This is a genomic window from Priestia endophytica, assembly GCF_026790145.1.
In the GTDB taxonomy this organism is placed as follows: domain Bacteria; phylum Bacillota; class Bacilli; order Bacillales; family Bacillaceae_H; genus Bacillus_I; species Bacillus_I endophytica_A.
Genome location: NZ_JALAMS010000034.1, coordinates 458 through 20471 on the forward strand (window position 1 = coordinate 458; position 20014 = coordinate 20471).

Here is a 20014-nt window from a genome sequence, read left to right on the forward strand (position 1 = left end):
CTTCATTCTTGTATGACATTCTCTGATCTTTTCCTGGATATTTTGATCCTCTAACTGTTTGGGAGAAGGGCTTGTTTGTCGTTTGATCCATTTATAATACCCACTCCGAGAGACACGGGCTAGGTCACACAAGAGTTGAACAGGATATTGATGTGCGAGCTCTTGAATTCCCTTATATCTCTCCCGTGCTGATAGTTCTTCCATTCCTCCTTTCATTTTCCTAAGAACTTTTTTAAGAGTGCATTTTCTGCTTCCAATCGTTTCAGTTTGGTCTCTGTTGTTTCAGGTTGAGTAGTTGGTCTTCCCTTACCAACCCCTTTTGCTTTTCCACGTTTTTCTTCGAGACCTTTTAGTCCCTCAGCTTGAAAGTGCTTCACCCATCGATATATGATGGCAACATCAATTTCTAACTTCTTCGCAATCGTTTTATACCCCATTTCTTCTTTCAGATATAAGTCTACTGCTTTTCTCTTCGTTTTTAGGTCATACGTTCTATTAGTTTTACCCATAAAAAAATCCCCTCCGTAGTAGATAGAATAAAAGGCTCTCTTTTTTCTGTCTACTATAAGGGGATCATATCATTAAGTAACAATAAGTTTGCTCCCTTTCTCTTAGGTATACTTTTATGGATAGGTTTCCAGTCTATGTTTCTGTAAAAACTTCTTAAAAAAGAGAACGAAAAGAACTCATGTTATGAAGGCTAAAAGTCCAACCGTTGTATTGTTGTATGATAAAGACTAATTATAGACAAGTAATGATATTCTTTAGATAAATAAAGAGTGAGAGATTGTTAGCTGCATTATATTTTATAATGCTCTCCCCTATTTTAGTTGTGCCTCCTTCCCGCTGATTGTATAATTAATTCTTGTTCCGTTTTAATATCAACAACGTTAGGACGAGATTTCATAGTAACCATATCTTTGAATTTCTTACACCGGCCCCATAATTACTGTTCTTTTGAAATATTATTATTTCTTTTTACTAAGAGCACGATGGCGATGACAAAAGCAATTACACTATATATCCAGGTAAACATAAAAGCTAATCCCAAACCGATATTGGCATCCACATAATGATTGTTCATATCATCTATGACTAAATAGAGAAGTGGTGCGCCTCCAATAATCAGCAAGGGTATTAAGAGAATATTCTTTTTTGTCTTTCTTGTTGTTAGGAAAATGAGCAGGAAAGACGCTAAAAGAAAAAATTCCGAAGCTATTGTCAAAATTAACAGTTTGTTCATACTAAATTTTCTCCTTTTCAATCGACTTATTTATAAAAACATATGGAATGACACAAACTTATTTAAAAGACAGACAAATGAATGATCCCCCTTTATAAGCATTAGACGATGAAATCATTAAATAGGTTTTTCTCTTTTTGAATATATTTTTCAAAAATGCAAATGACATTGCAAAGTAAGTTAACATAAAACATGCTCTAGAAATTCAAAAATTAGTTTCTTTCATTAACGGTTAATTATGACTTAAAGATTCCATATACATTATGAGCAGAAAAAAACCTTGGATTCTCATGGAATCCAAGGGCTTTGTCATATAACTACTTTGTTATATTCCCTCTTTTCTTTACAAACAAAAAGACCTCACTTAAACCGTAGGTAAAGCAAGATAAGGATTATTAAAATAGACAATGAAAGATACTTATATTAAGAGAAATAAAGAATCCTTAATATTTAGTTTATATAAAATCGATAGTAGTCTTTAAACAGTTTTAAAAAACAAGCAGCACTTTTGTCGCACTGCTTGTTTTAGAGAAAATTACTGGTGAATCTTATAGTTTTACTTTCTGTGTAACACTCTTTCGTATATTCATTGTTCTATTTCTAAGTATTGCTTTTGAAACATACACATTCTTATTGCATTATGATAGCTACCGTCAACGAAAAATTCATCTTCTAACTCCCCTTCAACTGAAAAACCAACCTTTTTGTAAATGTGAATAGCCTTAGCATTTTCTTTATCTACAATTAAATATAGTTTATGCATATTTAATACAGAAAAGGCATATTTCATAGCTAATTTAGTAGCAATCATGGCATAACCATAGCCTTGATGCTTAGGATCAATGATAATTTGAAACTCTGATCTCCGATGAATATAATCAATTTCTACTAATTCAACTAGCCCAATCATTTCACCATCTTTTTCGAGTATAAAACGACGCTCACCTTGATCATGAATATGCTTATCATATAAATCCTGTAACTCTACAAAAGCTTCATAAGGCTCTTCAAACCAATAAGACATGATGTTTGCATCATTATTAAGTTCATGCACAAATTTTAAATCTTCGCGTTCCAAAGGACGTAATTTAAGATCCTTACTCATTTTTTATTTAACCTCCATAAATTTGTGGTAACTATAGTTTTTGAATTGCACCCTTCACTCCTGTTCTTCTTATCCTATTCTAACTTTATAAATTCATAGTTATGAAGTCACTCCAAGACCAACAACTCCTATTAAAATAAGAAACAATGATAAGTACTGAAAAATGCTCAATTTCTCTTTAAACCACAGCATCCCAACTAGCGCGATCCCAATACTTCCAATACCTGTCCATACTGCATAAGCAACCCCAGCTGGGATAACTTGCATCGCCTTTGATAGACATAAAAAGGATAAAATAAAACCAACTGACATTGTAAGTATAGCCCATTTTTTTCTTTTTCCATTTATATATTTCATCGCAATCGTCGCTACAACCTCTTCAAGTCCAGCCAATAATAATAAACCCCAAACCATTACTTTTCACCTCTAGCTTCATATGTCTCTTTTCCTGTGAATACTTTCATTCCTATTATCCCCACTAATAAAATAGCTAAAAAAACAAGTTGTTTGATTGAGAAAGAATCTCCTAAAATAATCCCTACAAGATATGTTCCAACTGTCCCCATCCCAACAAACACAGTATAAGCAGCTGCAATAGGAAGTGATTTATACGAATAAATCAGAAGTATAAAGCTTACTAGAATGAGGATAAAAGTCCCACCCCATTGGAATCCTGTTTCAGCATGTTTTAATCCTGAGGCCCATACTACCTCTAAAAGTCCCGCAATAAATACAAATAACCAATTCATATTCTTTCAACTCCTTATAAAAAATGAATGAATGAATGTCATTCATTTTTTGGTTAATAAAAATTATTGGGTATTCCCAATAATTTTTATTCATTAAGTAATAGTAATGATCTCTTAATAAAATTAAACAACTCTGCCTGGTACTTTTCTAGAGATTGATCTTGTTCTTGGCCTATGTAATATCTTTCAGCTGCATTTTCAATAAGATTGATAATCGTTTTGGATGTCCATTTGACGTTTGTTGTACTTCGAATCTCATTTTGTTTAACAGCCTTCTCCATTACATTTCCAAGCCAGCTATAATAAGGTTCATATACTAACTCCCATTTGTCTAAAGAATGATTAAAAGCAAGCCCAGAATAAACAAGCACAATGATATCCTTATGCTTTTCGGTAATCTTAAAAGTATCAGCAATTAGGACTTTCAAAGTATCCCAGAAGCTCTCTCCTTCCTTTACCTCTTCTTGAACGCTTTTCAATGTGAGAGTTAAAAGGTAATCTGCAATAGCAGGTATCAAATCATGTTTTGATTTAAAGTATAAATAAAAAGTTCCTTGTGCAATTCCAGCTTTTTTAGCAATCTCTGATATAGATGCTTTATAAAGACCTTTCTCAGATATAACTTCTATAGAAGCTTGCAAAATTCTTTTGTATTTATCATCTGATTTCTTTTGCATAAGGCAGCTCCCTTCTTAAATGAATGACGTTCATTCATTCTAACACACTATTTATAGAATTTCTAGTAAGCATACCAAAAAATTCAGAGTGATTACATAACATGAATGAAAATCATTTTCATTACTAATACTACAAATCATAAAAGGTAACCAGACTCCTGGTTACCTTTTATAAAATTAATGCTGTGGTTTAAATGTTTTGCAGTCTGTTTCTTCACTATTTGATGCTTCTTCACCCTTATGACTTACTACATAAATCGCGTCTGCCTGACACTTGTTTCCAGAACCCCAATACGTACAATTGCTGACTTCACAAAGAACATCTTGAGCCATCGTTTCCACCTCCTTTTTTGTTATTATTAACAAATATAATATGGTCAATACTATTTGTGTATCTTATACAAATTTAATTACGATAATGTGATTTATCAGAAGTAGCCCATTGAAATTAATGATTACAAAAAATTTTGTATTAAAAATGATAAATACATTTTTTTCTTGCAATTGTGCTGATTATTGAAGAACAAAACGATTGTAGCTAACTCATACAATGTCAATCATTAAAAATATTTTATTGGATATTTAATAACCATTTGAAGCACAATTTAATTATAGAAATGGAGGTAGAGTATTGTGAAAAATAAAAATTCCATAAGTGCATCAGAGATCGGTACCCTTTGGCTTACATATCAAGAAAAAACCATGATCTTAAGAATATTAGAGTATTTCATTGAAAAAGCTGATGATCAACAAGCTAAAAATATAATGGGAGGCTTATGGCAAGAACTAAGTTACTATGTATCGAAGATAAAGAACATTTTTCAAGAGCAAGGTATAACTATACCTATTGGATTTACTGAAGCAGATGTTAATTTAGAAGCCCCTAAGTTATATGACAATGGATTTGATATTATGTTCGTACGTATTTTAAAAGAAATTAGTATGGGCATGTACACACTTAATATGAATATGTCCTATCAAGATGAGGTTATGGAAATTTATGAAGGTTTGACTTCTACCACCCAAAAAATTTATAAATCATCTACTATTTATTTACTCGAAAAAGGGATTCTTATCCGTCCACCTAAAGTGACAATGCCTAAGTCCTCTGAGTTTGTTGAAAGTAAAAACTATCTAAATGGATTTAATCCCTTTAATAAAAAAAGAGCTTTGAATGACATTGAACTAGGTTATCTTCATCATGGAATCGAGACAAATAATATTGGAATGCAATTGATTACTGGATTCGCACAATGTGCAACAAATAAAGAAGTTAAACAATATTTTGTGAAAGGAAAAGAACTGGCTAAAAAACAGATAAAAGTATTTGAAGACATTCTTCTTCAAAATGATGTTCAGTTTTCTGCAACTTCTGGAAGTACTGTAACAACTTCTAAAGAGGCTCCATTTTCACAAAAACTTATGATGTTTTGCATTTACCTTTTAAATGGTTTTGGCCTTGTAGGAAGTAGTTTTGGAACCATTTTCAGTCTGAGAAAAGATGTATCGATGAAAACGGCATTAATTGCAAAGGATATCTACTTCTATGCTGATGATGGAGTTAAAATTATGATTGAAAACGGTTGGTTAGAGGAACCACCACAAATGGAAGATCGAACAAAATTAATGAAGGATTAATCATAACAAAATTAAATCACATATGAATTGAACACTCTAGAAAAATAAAAAATAGAAGTGAAGAAAATGACCAAAAAGGGATTAGAAAGTATTTTTTCGAGCATAGCATTACCAGGCTTTCCTCAACTAATGAATGGAAAACTTATAAAAGGAATTCTATTTATTGGATTAGAAATATTAATCAATGTTCAGGCTAATTTTAATACAGTTATCATATTAAGCTTTCAAGGAGAAATTGAAAAGGCAATTGAGCAAACTCATTACCAATGGTTAATGTTTTACCCCTGTCTTTATTTCTTTGCAATGTGGGATGCTTATAGAGATGCCGAGGGCGAACATTCTCCTTTCATGTTTATCCCCTTCGTCTTCTCCGCCTATTTTGTTACAGTTGGAGTCATTTACTCCTCTACGTTTACGATAAAGAATATATTATTAGGACCAATATGGCTATCTTTTCTTTGTTTACCAATTGGCTTACTCGTTGGAATAACTATAAAGAAAATAATTCTTTGGAAGATAGAAAACTCCACCTCATAAAAAAGAACAGACAGTAAAAATTCTGTCTGTTTCTCAAAATCTAGCATGTATATTAAAACTAAAATGTGGACCTCTTCTTTGTATGATAATCTATTGAACACAATCAAGAACTTTTCGCGTTCTTATTTACATTGCTATCCTTTCCGTTGTTAGATGTGTTAGTTGCTCTCTTTTTACTATTAGAAGATGGAGAATCTTTTGATGATGCAACAATATTATCTGTCCACTCAAACAGCTCATCTAAATCATAATCTCCACCGTGCGATTGGTCCCAAGGCATAGAGAAATCAACATTGAACCCGCTGTTTTCTAATTTTGCTGATAAAAGAGTTGGAACGGCGAGAGAAGTATCATTATCTACTGTGCCCTGACGAATACGCCAATACGAAGAAGTAGTAGTTCCCTTTGCTCCGATATAGTATAGCGGGTTCATCATTTTTATTAGGGAAGCGTCCGCAAGTGTACTGCTCACTGTGCTATTCTCTAAACTATACTGAGTAAAGTGCTGAGCCTTCGTAGTTGACGTACCAAACAGCTCGTTCTCAGCATTGGTTAAATCCAATCCATCAAACGCAGACGGAGTCTTCATTCTGCCGACATATTGGACGTATTGATCAAAATCAAGATTAGTCACTTTTCCATCTTTAATTGTAATCCATGTAAGAGAAGATAAATCGGTCCCGCTGTCTAGTGCTTTTTGCGCGGAATCCATGACAAAGGATTTAACGTACTCTTTAAACGTACCGTTCCCGTTCTTATTTAATGTTAATGGTGTTCCATTAGAGTCGGTAAGCTTTAGACTATTCACATAGTTAGGGAACAGAGCACTTAGTTCGTTCGAGACTTGAATTTGATCTTCGGTCAACGTTCCTTCCACCATTTCTCTTTGAATGTGATAGTCGGTATCACTAGAAATGACAAGCTTCTTATAATCATTAATACCATTAAACAGCCACTCATAGGCCATATCAGCATGATCTAAATCTGTGATTGCAGCGTAGGAAGATACGGCAAAGATGTCGTCGCGCTCATTTGCTGCTCCAAGTTTCTTTAAATAAGAGTCGTAATCCTTACTATTCCCAGTAGCACCAAGCAAAGCAGAGAGTGCACCACCTGCGCTTGTCCCATTTGAAATAATTTTCTCAGCATCACCAGGCATAATTTTATCGTTATAACGTAAATAACGAACTGCAGCTTTTAAGTCCACAATAGCCGCAGGAGCTTTACCTGTATATTCTCCACTTTCATTTTGTGTTGTTCGACCGCGTGCACCAGGCTCTGCTACCACATATCCTTTTGAGAGTGCTACAAGTGCCGCATTTGGTTCCCCACTTCGTTCATCTAGACCAGGACTTCCAGGCTCTGCAGGCATATAACCCCCAACTGTATTTGGAAAGAAGATAGGCGCGGTATCTGCATTGTAGCTACCAATGGATGTTCCCTCATAATACTCTTCAGGCACATAAATATTCATAATTTCATACTTCGTGTCAACAGGATTCTTAACATAAACGATTTTTTCGTAAGCACGATAGGTAATTGTTTTTCCGTCTACTGTTGCCGTCTCTTCTGTGTAGTTATTCGAGTTAAATTTTAAACTGTACTTTGTAGTTGTATTAGTATCTGAATTAGCAGCAGAAACATTCATCAATGGTGCGCTTAGGAACCCACACATCAAAACAGAAGTAAGTATTTTTTTAGCTTTCATTTTTTAATCTCCTTCTTAAAAACTATACTTTTTCCTTTTAAATGGGCTTCCTATATTAGAGGTGTATAGTACACCATCTTTGTACCCTCTAATATAGATAGCTTATATCAAATTTCTCTCCCATCATTACCTGTACTAATAAACATATTGAAGTGAATTTAAATGGAACTAAACAAAAACTCAACTCCCTTCTTTCATGTGAAACAGCACCTCTAGATTTAAAATTTATTGATTACACGTATTATTGCGAATAAACCTTAAGAAAACCTTAAGATTTTTCTGTTAGGAATTGAAAGCAAAATAAAAAATCACGCTCTGCGTGATTTTTTCATCGAACTCTTTGTTTTCGCATCCACTGAGTAGCAACCCATTTTTCTCCTTTAACGACAGGCGCTCCACCGTGAAGGGTGAGTTCATTAAGTTCAGTATTTTCATAAAAATATTCAAAATATAAGGCCATTCCTTTTTTTGGAGATACGGAGAAACCTAGCTTAGGAAAATAAGTTTCCCCTCCCTCTTCAACATCGTTTAAGTACATAATTAATGTACTAATGCGATTGTTTTTAGATGCTTTGCTGGTAGAAGCAAAATAATCATGATGTGCTTTATATTCTTGATCAGGTAAGTATTTTAAAATTTGGAGGCCTTCAGCATGCTCAATAGATGGGCCCATGATATCAGAACTTCTCATTTCAATTGCATGTACAAGTTCGTTTTCGCTTTCTTCAAAAAACATTCCGCTACTTGTTCTCATATTATTTACTTCACGTGCAGCGCCAATTCTTGAACGTTGCATTTTATCTTTCGATAGTTGTATGAGTTCATCACATTCTTCATTACTTAGGACATTCCCTAACACTAGAACAAGAGGCTCTTCTAAACGAGTGATAATATCAATCTCTCTATCTTTTAATTTAATTTTGCTCCCCGCATGGTTAAAAATTGTTTGTTCTTTAGTCATTAAAGATGTATGATTTAGACTCATCTTTCATCGGCTCCTCAAAAGAATTATTTTCCTGAATCTTCACCTAACTATATGTAACCGCTTACCTATATGGATTATATCATAAAAGACAAGTAAATTCTGCTAGTAAAGTAAATAAAAAGACCGCTCTCATTTTAGAAAGCAGCCTGTAATCTACTCATTCATTTTAAAAAAAATCTCTTATAAAACGATTAATTTTTTTCGGTTTCATATGCTGAGGTGCATGTCCTACAAGTAAAGACCTTTATCATCTTATTCACCTACACCAAACCAAAAATTATCCCATATATTCTGTATTCTTGATTCCATCTTTTCAGGACCATAATAGGAAAATTCAATAAATATGCCGTCAATTAAACATAAATAAGACATAATTAGGTTTTCAATATTTCCTGGACGTATTTCTTTCTTTTCAATACCTTCTAAAAAAATAGCATGTAAAATAGATGAAAAAGAAGCTTCAGACGAAAGAAATTTCTCATTTAGAATATGTTTTAGATGCTTTGGTGGAAAAATCATCGCTCTTTTCAAAAAAGTTGATTCATTTTCATGGTGTTTATAATATTTACATGTATCAAAAAGAATGTACTTTAATTTCTCTTTAGGAGATAACTCATGGATCTCTTCTATAAGTTGATTAATGTTATAAATATGCTCTCCAAGAATAGATTCAAAAAGGCATAAATAAAGATCTTCTTTACTCTTAAAATGATTATATATTGATGGCTTCTGGATCCCTACTATCCTCGCAATTTCTGATAAGGTCGTTCCATCATATCCATACTCAGTAAAAAGTTTTAAGGAAACGGCTTTAATTTTATCCTTTGTCATTGTTACCCTCCATAATTTCTGATATCACTATATAAAATTATAAACACGTTTCCCTTCTAAATCTAATCCTTTTCATCTTCTCTCTTATTATAGAGAATTATCATACATTACCTCATTACGAAGATGTTTCAGAAATCGAGACTTCTTTCTTTTCATAAACAATATTTCCATCCTTTATTGTAAGTTGCACTTTAGTCTCAAGAATCTCATGTGTTGGCACTTCAAAAAGATTCCGATCCAAAACGATAATATCAGCAAGTTTTCCTACCTCAATTGTGCCTAACTCATGTTCCCTAAAACATCCATGTGCTGGTCCTGCTGTGTAGGCTTGGAGTGCCTCACCGATAGTCAACCTTTGTTCAGGAAGCCATGTATGATTTGAATCTCCACTATTATCAATTCGTGTAACTGCCGTATATATTTGTCTCATAGGATTTAGTGATATAGAAATGGGATAGTCTGTTCCCAAACATAAGTGAGCTCCAGATCTTAGAAGATTTTTTGCCTGAAAGATATTTCTCTCCCTTTTAGGACCGATAATAGCAGAATACACATCTCTTGATGAAGCGGCCATATGGTCTGGTTGCATAGAAGCCATAACCCCTAACTTTGAAAAACGTTTCGTATCATTAGGATCAAGAACCTCAATATGTTCTATTGTATGCCTAGAATCTCTTTTCCCATTCTTTTTTACAGCCTCTTCAAAGGCATCTAAAGCTAAACGAATTGCAGCATCTCCAATAGCATGAAACCTTATTCTAAAACCGAGTTTGTCTGCCTCGATAACTCTATTAACTAAAATTTCCGCATCTAGAGCTGGGTGTCCATAAGAATCTGGTTGATCAGAATAAGGTTCTAGAAAATAAGCGGTATGTCCTGTTACTGTTCCATCCACAAATTGCTTTAGACCTGAGAATTGAAGGCTTTTTGATTGATATTTATCACGGAGAACCTTTGCTTTCTCTAAGTCACCATCTAATTCAGGTGTAATATGAAATCGAGTTGTTAATTTTCCTTGTTGGTCAAGTTTTTCATAGAGGCTGTAATCTTGAATAAAATCATCTATTGGAGCGTATAGGTCGTTAACAGAGGTAATGCCATATTGAGCAGTCATTTCTAAAAATTTTTTTAGTAACGTTTCTTTTTTGCTTTGCGTTAATTTTAATGTTTCTTTTAGAACTACCTGTTGAGCTTGTTCATATAAAACCCCTGTGAGTAAACCGTTTTCATCTCTTTCAAAGCGACCAAAGCTTGGATCATCTATATCTTCGTTAATTTCTGCTAAACTCATAGCCTTACTGTTTACCCATGTATAATGACCTTCAGCATGAAAGAGAACAACAGGTTGATTTGGAATCATAGAATCAAGGATTTTGTAATGTGGTTCTTGTTTATCATCCCAATAACCAGCATCCCATTGCATCCCTATAATCCATTCACCTTCATCACATTCTTTTGAGAATTCCCAAACCTTTTTAGCTACATCCTCAGCTGACATAGCGTCGGATAGATTAACACTATTTATACTTAATGAACCAAACATAATGTGAAGGTGAAAATCATGAAATCCAGGCATAATGAGTTGGTTTCCATAATTTAATATTTTAGTCTCATTTCCAATAAGATGTTCAATTTCTGTTTTTGGCCCTACCCCTATAATTTTATTATCTAAAACCGCAATTGAGCCTGAAGTTGGTTTCTCCGTAAGTCCTGTAAATAGAGCATCACTTGAAATCACCATATCTGCTTTTTTCATACCCATATAAATTACCTCTTTCCTTATAAAATGATGGATAAATGTCTATATATAGGCTCTACATAGAGCTTATATTTTTGTTTTGCAAATCAAATTCTGGAGGACGCTTTTGAAACATTTTGGTTAAATATAGTAAATAAACAAAGCCAACCAGTAACCAAGTCCCTCCTAATAATAGAGAGTAAATATTTAACTTCGTTATAAACAGCAAAATAATAACAGCACCTATTAGAGGAATGAGTAAATTAAATATGCCACTTCTCAGACTCCTCTGCTTTCCTCTTATAAAATAGTGAACAATTACAGCGATATTCACAAACATAAAAGAGAATAGAGCTCCAAAGTTAATGAGAGAGGTAGCTGTTTCTATACTTAGAAATATGGCACTTAATGCAATACAAGCAATTATTAATAAGTTATAGATTGGTGTTTTAAAGGTTAAAGAAATATAACCAAACACTTTTTTAGGAAGAACATTATCTCTACCCATCGCATACAATATCCTCGCCCCACTAGTCCCTGAGGCTATAGCAGATGAGATAGAAGAGGTTAATACAACAGAAACAAACAGACTGTTCAGAAAATTACCACCAGCATATTTTATAACATCTACTATAGCAGTATCAGGATTTTGAAACGTGCTAAACTTTGGAAATATAGCCTGTGCAAAATAAGTAGCTATGACAAAGAGTAGCCCTCCTATTAAGGTAATAGCGAAAATAGCCTTTGGGAGTGCTTTTTTAGGATTTTTAGTCTCTTCAGCCAACGTAGTAACCGCATCAAATCCAAGAAAACTAAAACATAGGAGAGGAACAACAGATAGAATGTTATTCCAATCAACACTTGAATTATAAAAAGGTTCTCTTGTAAATAGTTCCCCTGCCCCCTTTCCTGACATCAATCCCTGTATACAAAAGAAACTAAAAATGAGAATGAAAGAGATTTGGAAAAAGACAAGAAAGGTATTTACATTTGTGGCAATTTTAATTCCCAAAATGTTAACTATCGTCACAATTATCACAAAAAATACAATGCAAAGTTCGATTGGAACTTTTGGAAAATACGCATTTAGCATAGTTCCAAAAAGTAAGGAACTAATCATAGGGCTAAACATATAATCTAGCAAGATGACCCATCCTACTAGAAAACCAAGATGTGAATTGATCCCTTTCTGAACAAAAGCATAAGCAGAACCAGTCGCAGGATAAACTTTAACCATTTTGGCGTAACTATAAGCTGTGAATAAGATGACCGTTAAAGCAATAATATAAGCTGTTGGCACCATCCCTTTCGTTTGATTAATAGCAATGCCATATGTGCTAAAAACAGTAATAGGGGCCATAAAAGACAGACCAAATAAAACGATATGCCTTGTATTTAACAAAGGTTTCAGCTCAGATGTTTCTTTTGTCATAACACTCTCCTCCTTCATACGGTAATGTCTTTAAATCTATATAAATCTCTTTTTATGTAAAGACTAAAATGACATCCCCATGATTATCAAAACGATGATATTTATTTATATACTACGAAAAAAATGAGAGTTTTTTAATAAGGAAGCTAGAATATGCTTGTTTTTACAGGATAAGATTTTATAAGTAGGTGTATAGGCGTAGATCATCATTTATTTTTGTTCTAGACATAACACCCTACCTCATATTAACTACCGTTAGTTAGTATAGGCAGGATGTTGATTTATGACTAATCACTTAATTGAGTGTCTTTAATTAAGAAATACTATTGTAAGGCATTTAAAGAGAAATACAGCCGGTTGTTTTGCTGTTTTCCATTCCAAGAATAGCATATAGGGATATTTTATGTTGAAATTTGTCATCTTGCCTTACATAGATAAGATGACAAATTAACTTTTAATATGGTTTTTATTTAATAATTTTTCTGAAACGTAGATGCAGGTTGTTGTTGTGTAATACAATGAATATTTCCTCCAGCTATCGGAAGCTCACGCGTATCTATTAAGATGACTTTTCGATCTGGATAAATTTCTTCAAATTTCTTTCGAGCTTTATCATCACTTGGATCATCAAATGAAGGAACAATTACAGCTCCGTTGCATAGATAGCAATTAATATATGTGGCAACAAAAGGCATGCCTTCTTCACGTTTATAACTAGATGAGGCAAAATCGATATTCTCACTTGCTTCTTTTGAGAGAATGAGTTCATTAGGTAATTCAATTTTATGAATGGTTAGAGATCTGCCCTTTGCATCTGTAGCTTCTTTTAGTATTTCATATGCTTCCTGATGAACATGGTATTGGGGATGATTAACATCTTCTGTCCAGCCGATAGCAACTTCTCCTGGACGAACAAAAAAAGCCAAGTCATCTACATGTCCATCTGTTTCATCTCCTATCAGTCCATCTTTAAGCCATATTACTTTTTCAATGTTTAAATACTCCTTTAATTTATCTTCAATTTCACTTTTAGAAAGATGTGGGTTGCGGTTCTTGTTTAATAGACATTGCTCTGTTGTAATTAAAGTTCCTTCTCCGTCTACAGTAATAGATCCACCTTCTAAGATAAATTCTGTACATTCATAACAGTCTTTATTTTCGATTTCAAGAACTTTCTTTTTTACCATTAAATCAAGATCCCATGGAAAGTATAACCCTCCTTGAAGTCCTCCCCAAGCATTAAATCCCCAGTTTATTCCTCTTACCACTCCCTCCTCATTCTTTACAAATGTAGGACCAATATCTCTCATCCAAGCATCATTTGAAGAGATTTCTACAACTCGAACATGATGAGGAAGCATAGCTCTTGCATTTTCGTACTGTTCCGCGTTCACACCTACAGTAACAGGTTCAAACTCAGCGATAGAACTTACTACTTTAGCGAAAACTTGTTGTGCAGGTTTTGCTCCATTGCGCCAAGTATCTGTTCTGACAGGCCATAACATCCATGTACCTGCATGTTGTTCAAACTCTCCAGGCATTCTAAACCCGTCCTTTTTAGGTGTACGATTTGTAATTGATAAACTCACTGTAAATTCCTCCTTAAACCTTTCAGTTTCTGACAGTTATTTATAATGCAAGTTTTGTGCCAATTAATTTTCAATTTAATATTTAGAGATTAGTAAATAAAAAGTTATGAAATATCATATTTTTTCATTCGACGTACAACAGCAGACTGAGTCAAGCCAAGCTTCTCTGCCATTTTACGAGTAGATTTATATTTAGAATAAGCTTTAAAAATCATCTTACGCTCTATACTATCTAAATACTCAGAAAGGCTTTTTCCTTGTAACTCCTCTTCCTCTGCTCCTAATGAAGCTGGTTCATCGTTAGTTTTTAGCATGTGGTATGGCAAGTCATTTTCTAAGATTTTTTCTTGCCTTACTGTAATAACAAGTCTTTCGATAAGATTTTCTAGTTCACGGATATTTCCGGGCCAGTTATAACGATAGAAAAAAGGTTGAACTTCTTTTGATAGTACGACATTTCTTTGATATTTATAGTTATAAGTTTGAAGAAAGTGATGCGCAAGTGGGAGAATGTCTTCTCTTCGTTCTTTAAGGGAAAGAATCTCTATAGGAATGACATTTAACCGATAATACAGATCTTCTCTAAAACGTTTTTCTTTTACAAGCTGTAATAAATCCTGGTTTGTTGCTGTAATTATCCTTGTATCAGAGTGCTGTAAAACTGTAGAACCAATCGGAAGAAACGACTTGTCTTGAAGAAATTGAAGCAGTTTAGGCTGTAGTTCTAGGGGGAATTCACCAATTTCATCTAAAAATAAGGTTCCACCAGATGCTTCTTCAATTAAACCCGTTTTTCCTCTGCTGTTAGCCCCTGTAAAAGCTCCTTTCTTATAACCAAACAATTCTGACTCAATTAAATTAGCTGGAAGAGCTCCACAGTTTACTTGAACAAATGGTTGATTTCTTCGTTCACTTAGAACATGGACTTCTTTTGCAAACACGCTTTTTCCGACTCCTGTTTCTCCTTGTAATAGAATAGTAGCGTCAAAATTAGCGACTCTTCTTAAAAGATCCATTACTTCATTATGAGCGTCACTTGTTCCAATAAGTCGCTTTTCTCCTGTTTTGTCTCTTTTCTCACTTTTCATTTTCTGTATTTCATTCCAGTATTGACTCATAAGAGTTTCTGCTTTTTTAAGTTTAAAAGCATTTTTAACCATCTCAGAAATATCTTTAACATGCACAATTACGTATTCTTCTCCTGTTTCCTCTAATTCAATTAAACTACCTGTAGCTAAATATTGAATTCCTTTTGAAGTTTGAGCTTTCGATATTGTTTTTCTTTTCTTTAGTACAATTTTTGTTACGGAAGGAGTAAATAAATTTCGTGCTTCTAGTTCATCAGCTGTTTTCCCAATAATATCTTTTCGCTTCACACCTAGTTGTTTTTCACTTGTTTGATTAATCCATAATGTTACTCCATTTTTGTTAGCTATATAAATACCATCTTTTAATTGATCAAGCATCATTTTTATTTCTGAGCTTAAAAAGACAGGGCTCATAGCTTTCACTCCAATCTAATCTGAGTCGATATCGATTTGTATTTGAATCATTATCGATTCATTTTAAAATATTATTCTGAAAATTTCAATTAATCCTTAACTTTTTATGTTGGCACGATACTTGCAACTAATTACAGTACGGAGGTGATTTAACAAATATGAATGGCTTAAATATTAATCAACAAAGGCTGCTCCAGTCTATAAAAGAAAGTTCAGCAATTGGAGCAACTCCTAATGGAGGCCTACATCGTTTAGCTTTATCAATAGACGATAAGCAAATGAGGAATCTACTAATCAAGTGGTTTAAAGAAGAAGGATTATCTATTAGAGTAGATGATTTTGGCAATATGTATGGTAGACGTGAAGGAAAATCTCATCACCAAATGCCTGTTGTCATTGGATCACATCTCGATACTCAGCCTTGTGGAGGGCGTTTTGACGGAATTTTAGGTGTATTAGCAGCTTTGGAGGTTGTTCGTTCTTTGAACGAAGCAAATGTACAAACAGATCGTCCAATTGAGATTATTAATTTTACGAATGAAGAAGGAGCAAGATTTGAACCACCAATGCTAGGATCTGGTGGAGTATGTGGTGTATTTGAGAAAGATTTCATTTATTCTCGCCAAGATAGAGACGGAATAAAGTTTCATGATGCACTTTCAAGTATTGGTTATAAAGGACTAAAAGAGAATAGGTTACAAAAAGCTGAATACTTTATAGAACTACATATTGAACAAGGTCCTATTCTTGAAGAAGAACAATTAGAAATTGGAGTTGTCGAAGGAATCCAAGGAATTAGTTGGATTAGTATTACAGTGGAAGGTGAGATGAATCACGCTGGTCCAACACCAATGGAAAACCGTAAAGATGCAGTTGTAGCAGCAGCAAAGATGATAGAAAGCATAGATAAATTAGCACAGGAATATGAAGGTTTAAAAACTACAGTTGGACAATTAAATGTCTATCCTAACGTACCTAATGTTATTTCAGGAAAAGTTGAATTTATTGTTGATATTCGCCATGAAGAAGATGAACAAAGAGAAAGAGCTCTTGAAGTAATGAAACAGCAATTGAGTACAATCTCAGGTTTATGCAATGTAGAGCTAACTTTTCATACCTCATGGGAAAATGATAGCGTTACTTTTTCTGAAAAAGTTATTGAGACAATTAGCAAATGTGCAGAGGAGAGAAATTTATCTACTAAAAGAATGTTTAGCGGGCCTGGGCATGATGCGAAGTATATGGCTGAAATAACTAAAACAGGGATGATATTTGTTCCAAGCCATCGCGGCATTAGTCACAATGAAGAGGAATTTACGAGAGATGATGACTTAGTAAATGGCGCTAATCTTTTGCTAGATGTTGTGTGTCAGTTATCTGGCGCAAAAATCCCAAAAACTATTTAATGAATAGGAGCGATATAAATGAAAAATCAAACGCTTTATACACTAGCTGAATTGGATAAACAACATATTTTACATCCTTCTACGTCCCCTGCTTTTAATCGTAATAATGGACCTACGATTATTTTTGAGCGAGGTGAAGGACTTCATATCTTTGATATGGATAACAACAAATATATTGATGGTGTGTCTATGCTATGGAATGTAAACGTAGGACACGGTAATAAAGAGTTAGCACTAGTTAGCTTCGATCAAATGCAAAAGCTAGCTTACAGCTCAATGTTTTATGGATATTCAAATGAACCGGCCGTAAAACTTGCTGAGAAAATTACTTCGATGACACCGGGTGACTTAGACAGCGTATTTTACACCTCTGGGGGTTCTGAATCTAATGATACAGCTTTTAAATTGGCTCGTTTTTATTGGGAAAGAAAAGGATTAGCAAACAAAAAGAAAATTATTTCATTAAAAAGAGGATATCATGGTGTAACAGTTGCTGCTCAAAGAGCTACAGGTATTGAAGTATATCGTGCATTTTCAGGCTCAGGAGATCCCGACATCATAAATGCAGAACCCCATTTAACTTCTTGTGAACTTGGTGATATTAATCATCCTTCTTATCAAAATAGTATTCGTGGCACTATTGAGCGAGAAGGCGCTAACCATGTAGCAGCTGTTATTATAGAACCTATTCAAGGTGCTGGTGGCGTCCACGTCCCTCCAGAAGATTATTTACAGGCTGTCCGTAAATTGTGTGATGAGCAAAATATTCTCCTTATTGCAGATGAAGTCATTTGTGGATTTGGTCGTACTGGTCGTTCCTTCGGTGTAAATCATTGGGACATTGTTCCTGACTTCATGTCTGTAGCCAAAGGAATCACAAGTGGATATGCTCAACTTGGAGCGGTTGTGATGCGCACCCCTATTATGGATGCTATATGTGAAGTACCAGATATGCTTGCTCACGGATTTACCTATAGTGGTCACCCTACAGCATGCGCAGTTGGTTTGAAAAACCTTGAAATTATTGAAAGGGAAAACCTCATTGATCAAGCTGAGCAAATGGGGAAACTTCTTTTAAAAGGATTTGATTATCTCAGCGATAAATACCAATTCTTTCATAATGGTCGAGGACGAGGGTTGTTAACAGGATTTGATTTAATAAAAGATCCTGAGCAAAATATCACCTTTACACCAGAGGAAGCTGCCGCAATGAGTATTGTTGAAGAATGTAAAAAACGTGGATTGCTTATCAGAGGATTTGATTTCGAACCTGGGATGAACATTGTAGCTATTGCTCCCCCTCTTATCTCACAACAAGAGGATATCGAGACAATTATCTCAATTGTAGATGAATCACTCTCTGCTTATTCAAAACGACTTGGGCTATAAGGAGGAAACACTCGTGTTGAACATAACAAAAGAAGTATTAGATTTCTTAGAAGAACCTAAAACACTTTTTATTAATGGGGAATGGTATTCATCCCCTATGACTGGTACTTTTGAAACATGTAATCCAGCTACCGGAGAACTTCTCGCTCGGGTTGCTGAGGCAACGGAAGAAGATGTAGATCGAGCTGTTTATGCAGCTCGATCTGCATTCGAACACGGAGAATGGGCTCGGATGGATGGTTCAATTCGTGGTCAATATTTATATAAGTTAGCAAACTTAATGGAAAGAGATATTCGTATTTTAGCAGAAATCGATACATTAGATAATGGGAAACCTATCGCAGAAATGCTAGGTAATGACTTACCAAACGCTATTGAGCAGCTTCGTTATTATGCAGGATGGACAACAAAATGGGGTGGACAAACGATTCCTATGTCTCCTCAATATTTCACTTATACACAGCATGAACCAGTCGGCGTTGTAGGACAAATTATCCCTTGGAACTTTCCTATTATGATGGCTATTTGGAAGATTGCACCTGCTTTAGCTACTGGATGTACGGTCGTATTGAAGCCCGCAGAGCAGACTCCCCTTTCAGCTTTATATCTTGCTAAATTAATTGAAGAAGCTGGCTTTCCAAAGGGAGTTGTAAACATTATAAATGGAAAGGGTTCTATCACAGGTGAAGCACTTGTACAGCACCCTGATGTCGATAAGATTGCTTTTACAGGCTCTACCGCCGTCGGGAAAGCAATCATGCAGAAGGCGGCACAAACACTAAAGCGCGTAACATTAGAATTAGGAGGAAAGTCTCCTAACATTATCTTACCTGATGCAGACTTAACAAAAGCTATACCTGGTGTATTTTCCGGAATTATGGCTAATCAAGGGCAAGTTTGTTGTGCCGGGTCTAGAGTCTATGTTCAAAAAGATTCTTATGACCTCGTTGTTCAAGAGTTAAAACATTATGCTGAAAATGTGAAATTAGGAAATGGTTTAGAAGAAGATACGGAGATGGGCCCCTTAGTATCGAAAAAACAACAAGATACAGTTCTTTCCTACATCGAGAAAGGAGTTAATGAAGGCGCAACACTATTAGCTGGTGGCCAAAAGTTAGACAAAGGTTGCTTTATCACTCCTACTGTTTTTACTGACGTAGATGATGAAATGACGATTGCAAAAGAAGAGATATTTGGTCCTGTTGTTGTCGTTATCCCTTATGATACACTAGAAGATGTTGTGTCTAAAGCTAATAACTCAATTTACGGATTAGCAGCTGGAATATGGACAGAAAATGTAAAAAACGCCCACCAATTAGCAAGTAAATTAAAGGCCGGAACCGTATGGGTCAACTGTTATAATCTTACGAATGCAGCTGTTCCTTTTGGAGGTTACAAACAATCAGGATATGGAAGAGAAATGGGATCGTATGCATTAGAGAATTATACAGAAGTTAAAAGTGTTTGGGTAAATTTAGATTAGAG

At 34.5% G+C, this 20014-nt stretch carries 20 protein-coding genes; 5 read left to right on the plus strand and 15 right to left on the minus strand.

The genetic code is table 11. The features are described 5' to 3' along the window. From MOC86_RS21080 to MOC86_RS21115, 8 genes are all read right to left on the minus strand, one after another. Window positions 1-204: transposase (locus tag MOC86_RS21080; protein ID WP_268585945.1), on the minus strand; the 204-nt coding region annotated here is incomplete at its 3' end. Window positions 205-212: 8 nt separating this feature from the next. Continuing rightward, on the minus strand, window positions 213-509 hold the full coding sequence (locus tag MOC86_RS21085; protein WP_197234561.1) for a helix-turn-helix domain-containing protein: 297 nt from the start codon (window positions 507-509) through the stop codon (window positions 213-215). Window positions 510-946: 437 nt separating this feature from the next. Continuing rightward, complete coding sequence (locus tag MOC86_RS21090) at window positions 947-1243, minus strand: hypothetical protein (protein ID WP_268585946.1); 297 nt, start codon at window positions 1241-1243, stop codon at window positions 947-949. 586 nt (window positions 1244-1829) lie between these two features. Next, window positions 1830-2348 carry a spermidine N1-acetyltransferase gene (speG, locus tag MOC86_RS21095; protein WP_268585947.1) on the minus strand — a complete coding sequence of 173 codons (519 nt, stop codon included), beginning with the start codon at window positions 2346-2348 and terminating at the stop codon, window positions 1830-1832. A gap of 99 nt (window positions 2349-2447) precedes the next feature. Next, complete coding sequence (locus tag MOC86_RS21100; protein WP_268585948.1) at window positions 2448-2762, minus strand: DMT family transporter; 315 nt, start codon at window positions 2760-2762, stop codon at window positions 2448-2450. Further along, window positions 2762-3097, minus strand: coding sequence for a DMT family transporter (locus MOC86_RS21105; RefSeq protein WP_124050794.1), 336 nt, complete (start codon window positions 3095-3097; stop codon window positions 2762-2764). Before MOC86_RS21105 ends, MOC86_RS21100 begins: the two co-directional genes overlap by 1 nt. An 86-nt stretch (window positions 3098-3183) precedes the next feature. After that, window positions 3184-3774 carry a TetR family transcriptional regulator gene (locus MOC86_RS21110; RefSeq protein ID WP_268585949.1) on the minus strand — a complete coding sequence of 197 codons (591 nt, stop codon included), beginning with the start codon at window positions 3772-3774 and terminating at the stop codon, window positions 3184-3186. 177 nt (window positions 3775-3951) lie between these two features. Continuing rightward, window positions 3952-4107, minus strand: a complete 156-nt coding sequence (locus MOC86_RS21115) for a DUF1540 domain-containing protein (RefSeq protein ID WP_082023575.1) — start codon at window positions 4105-4107, stop codon at window positions 3952-3954. 300 nt (window positions 4108-4407) lie between these two features. On the opposite strand from MOC86_RS21115, the gene MOC86_RS21120 reads away from it, so the two are divergent. Both MOC86_RS21120 and MOC86_RS21125 read left to right on the plus strand, forming a co-directional pair. Beyond that, a complete protein-coding gene (locus MOC86_RS21120; protein ID WP_268585951.1) occupies window positions 4408-5412 on the plus strand; it encodes a DUF3231 family protein in 1005 nt (334 codons plus the stop codon). A 66-nt stretch (window positions 5413-5478) separates the two neighbouring features. Further along, complete coding sequence (locus MOC86_RS21125; RefSeq protein WP_268585952.1) at window positions 5479-5949, plus strand: hypothetical protein; 471 nt, start codon at window positions 5479-5481, stop codon at window positions 5947-5949. Between the two features lie 103 nt (window positions 5950-6052). Here MOC86_RS21125 and MOC86_RS21130 read toward each other — a convergent pair whose 3' ends face one another. The 7 genes from MOC86_RS21130 to MOC86_RS21160 all read right to left on the minus strand — a co-directional run bounded on the left by MOC86_RS21130 (window position 6053) and on the right by MOC86_RS21160 (window position 15734). Then, window positions 6053-7657, minus strand: coding sequence for a subtype B tannase (locus tag MOC86_RS21130; RefSeq protein WP_268585953.1), 1605 nt, complete (start codon window positions 7655-7657; stop codon window positions 6053-6055). Window positions 7658-7985: 328 nt separating this feature from the next. Beyond that, the gene (locus MOC86_RS21135; protein WP_268585955.1) at window positions 7986-8642 is read right to left on the minus strand and encodes a 2OG-Fe(II) oxygenase; all 657 of its coding nucleotides are present in this window, start codon (window positions 8640-8642) and stop codon (window positions 7986-7988) included. Between the two features lie 252 nt (window positions 8643-8894). Further along, on the minus strand, window positions 8895-9473 hold the full coding sequence (locus tag MOC86_RS21140) for a TetR/AcrR family transcriptional regulator (protein ID WP_268585957.1): 579 nt from the start codon (window positions 9471-9473) through the stop codon (window positions 8895-8897). Between the two features lie 115 nt (window positions 9474-9588). Next, entirely contained in the window at window positions 9589-11235 is a 1647-nt protein-coding gene (locus tag MOC86_RS21145; protein ID WP_268585958.1) for an amidohydrolase, read from the minus strand. Between the two features lie 52 nt (window positions 11236-11287). After that, on the minus strand, window positions 11288-12643 hold the full coding sequence (locus MOC86_RS21150; protein WP_268585959.1) for an APC family permease: 1356 nt from the start codon (window positions 12641-12643) through the stop codon (window positions 11288-11290). 470 nt (window positions 12644-13113) lie between these two features. Then, window positions 13114-14232: an agmatine deiminase gene (aguA, locus tag MOC86_RS21155; protein WP_268585960.1), complete on the minus strand. Its 1119-nt coding sequence runs from the start codon at window positions 14230-14232 to the stop codon at window positions 13114-13116. Between the two features lie 104 nt (window positions 14233-14336). Continuing rightward, window positions 14337-15734: a sigma-54 interaction domain-containing protein gene (locus MOC86_RS21160; RefSeq protein ID WP_268585961.1), complete on the minus strand. Its 1398-nt coding sequence runs from the start codon at window positions 15732-15734 to the stop codon at window positions 14337-14339. Window positions 15735-15892: 158 nt separating this feature from the next. On the opposite strand from MOC86_RS21160, the gene MOC86_RS21165 reads away from it, so the two are divergent. The 3 genes from MOC86_RS21165 to MOC86_RS21175 are packed head-to-tail and all read left to right on the plus strand — an operon-like array spanning window position 15893 to window position 20012. After that, window positions 15893-17140: a M20 family metallo-hydrolase gene (locus MOC86_RS21165; RefSeq protein WP_268585962.1), complete on the plus strand. Its 1248-nt coding sequence runs from the start codon at window positions 15893-15895 to the stop codon at window positions 17138-17140. Between the two features lie 18 nt (window positions 17141-17158). Further along, the gene (locus MOC86_RS21170) at window positions 17159-18529 is read left to right on the plus strand and encodes an aspartate aminotransferase family protein (RefSeq protein ID WP_268585963.1); all 1371 of its coding nucleotides are present in this window, start codon (window positions 17159-17161) and stop codon (window positions 18527-18529) included. Next, window positions 18489-20012, plus strand: coding sequence for an aldehyde dehydrogenase family protein (locus MOC86_RS21175; RefSeq protein ID WP_268585964.1), 1524 nt, complete (start codon window positions 18489-18491; stop codon window positions 20010-20012). The genes MOC86_RS21170 and MOC86_RS21175 overlap by 41 nt, the downstream gene beginning before the upstream one ends. The last annotated feature ends 2 nt before the right edge of the window (window positions 20013-20014 follow it).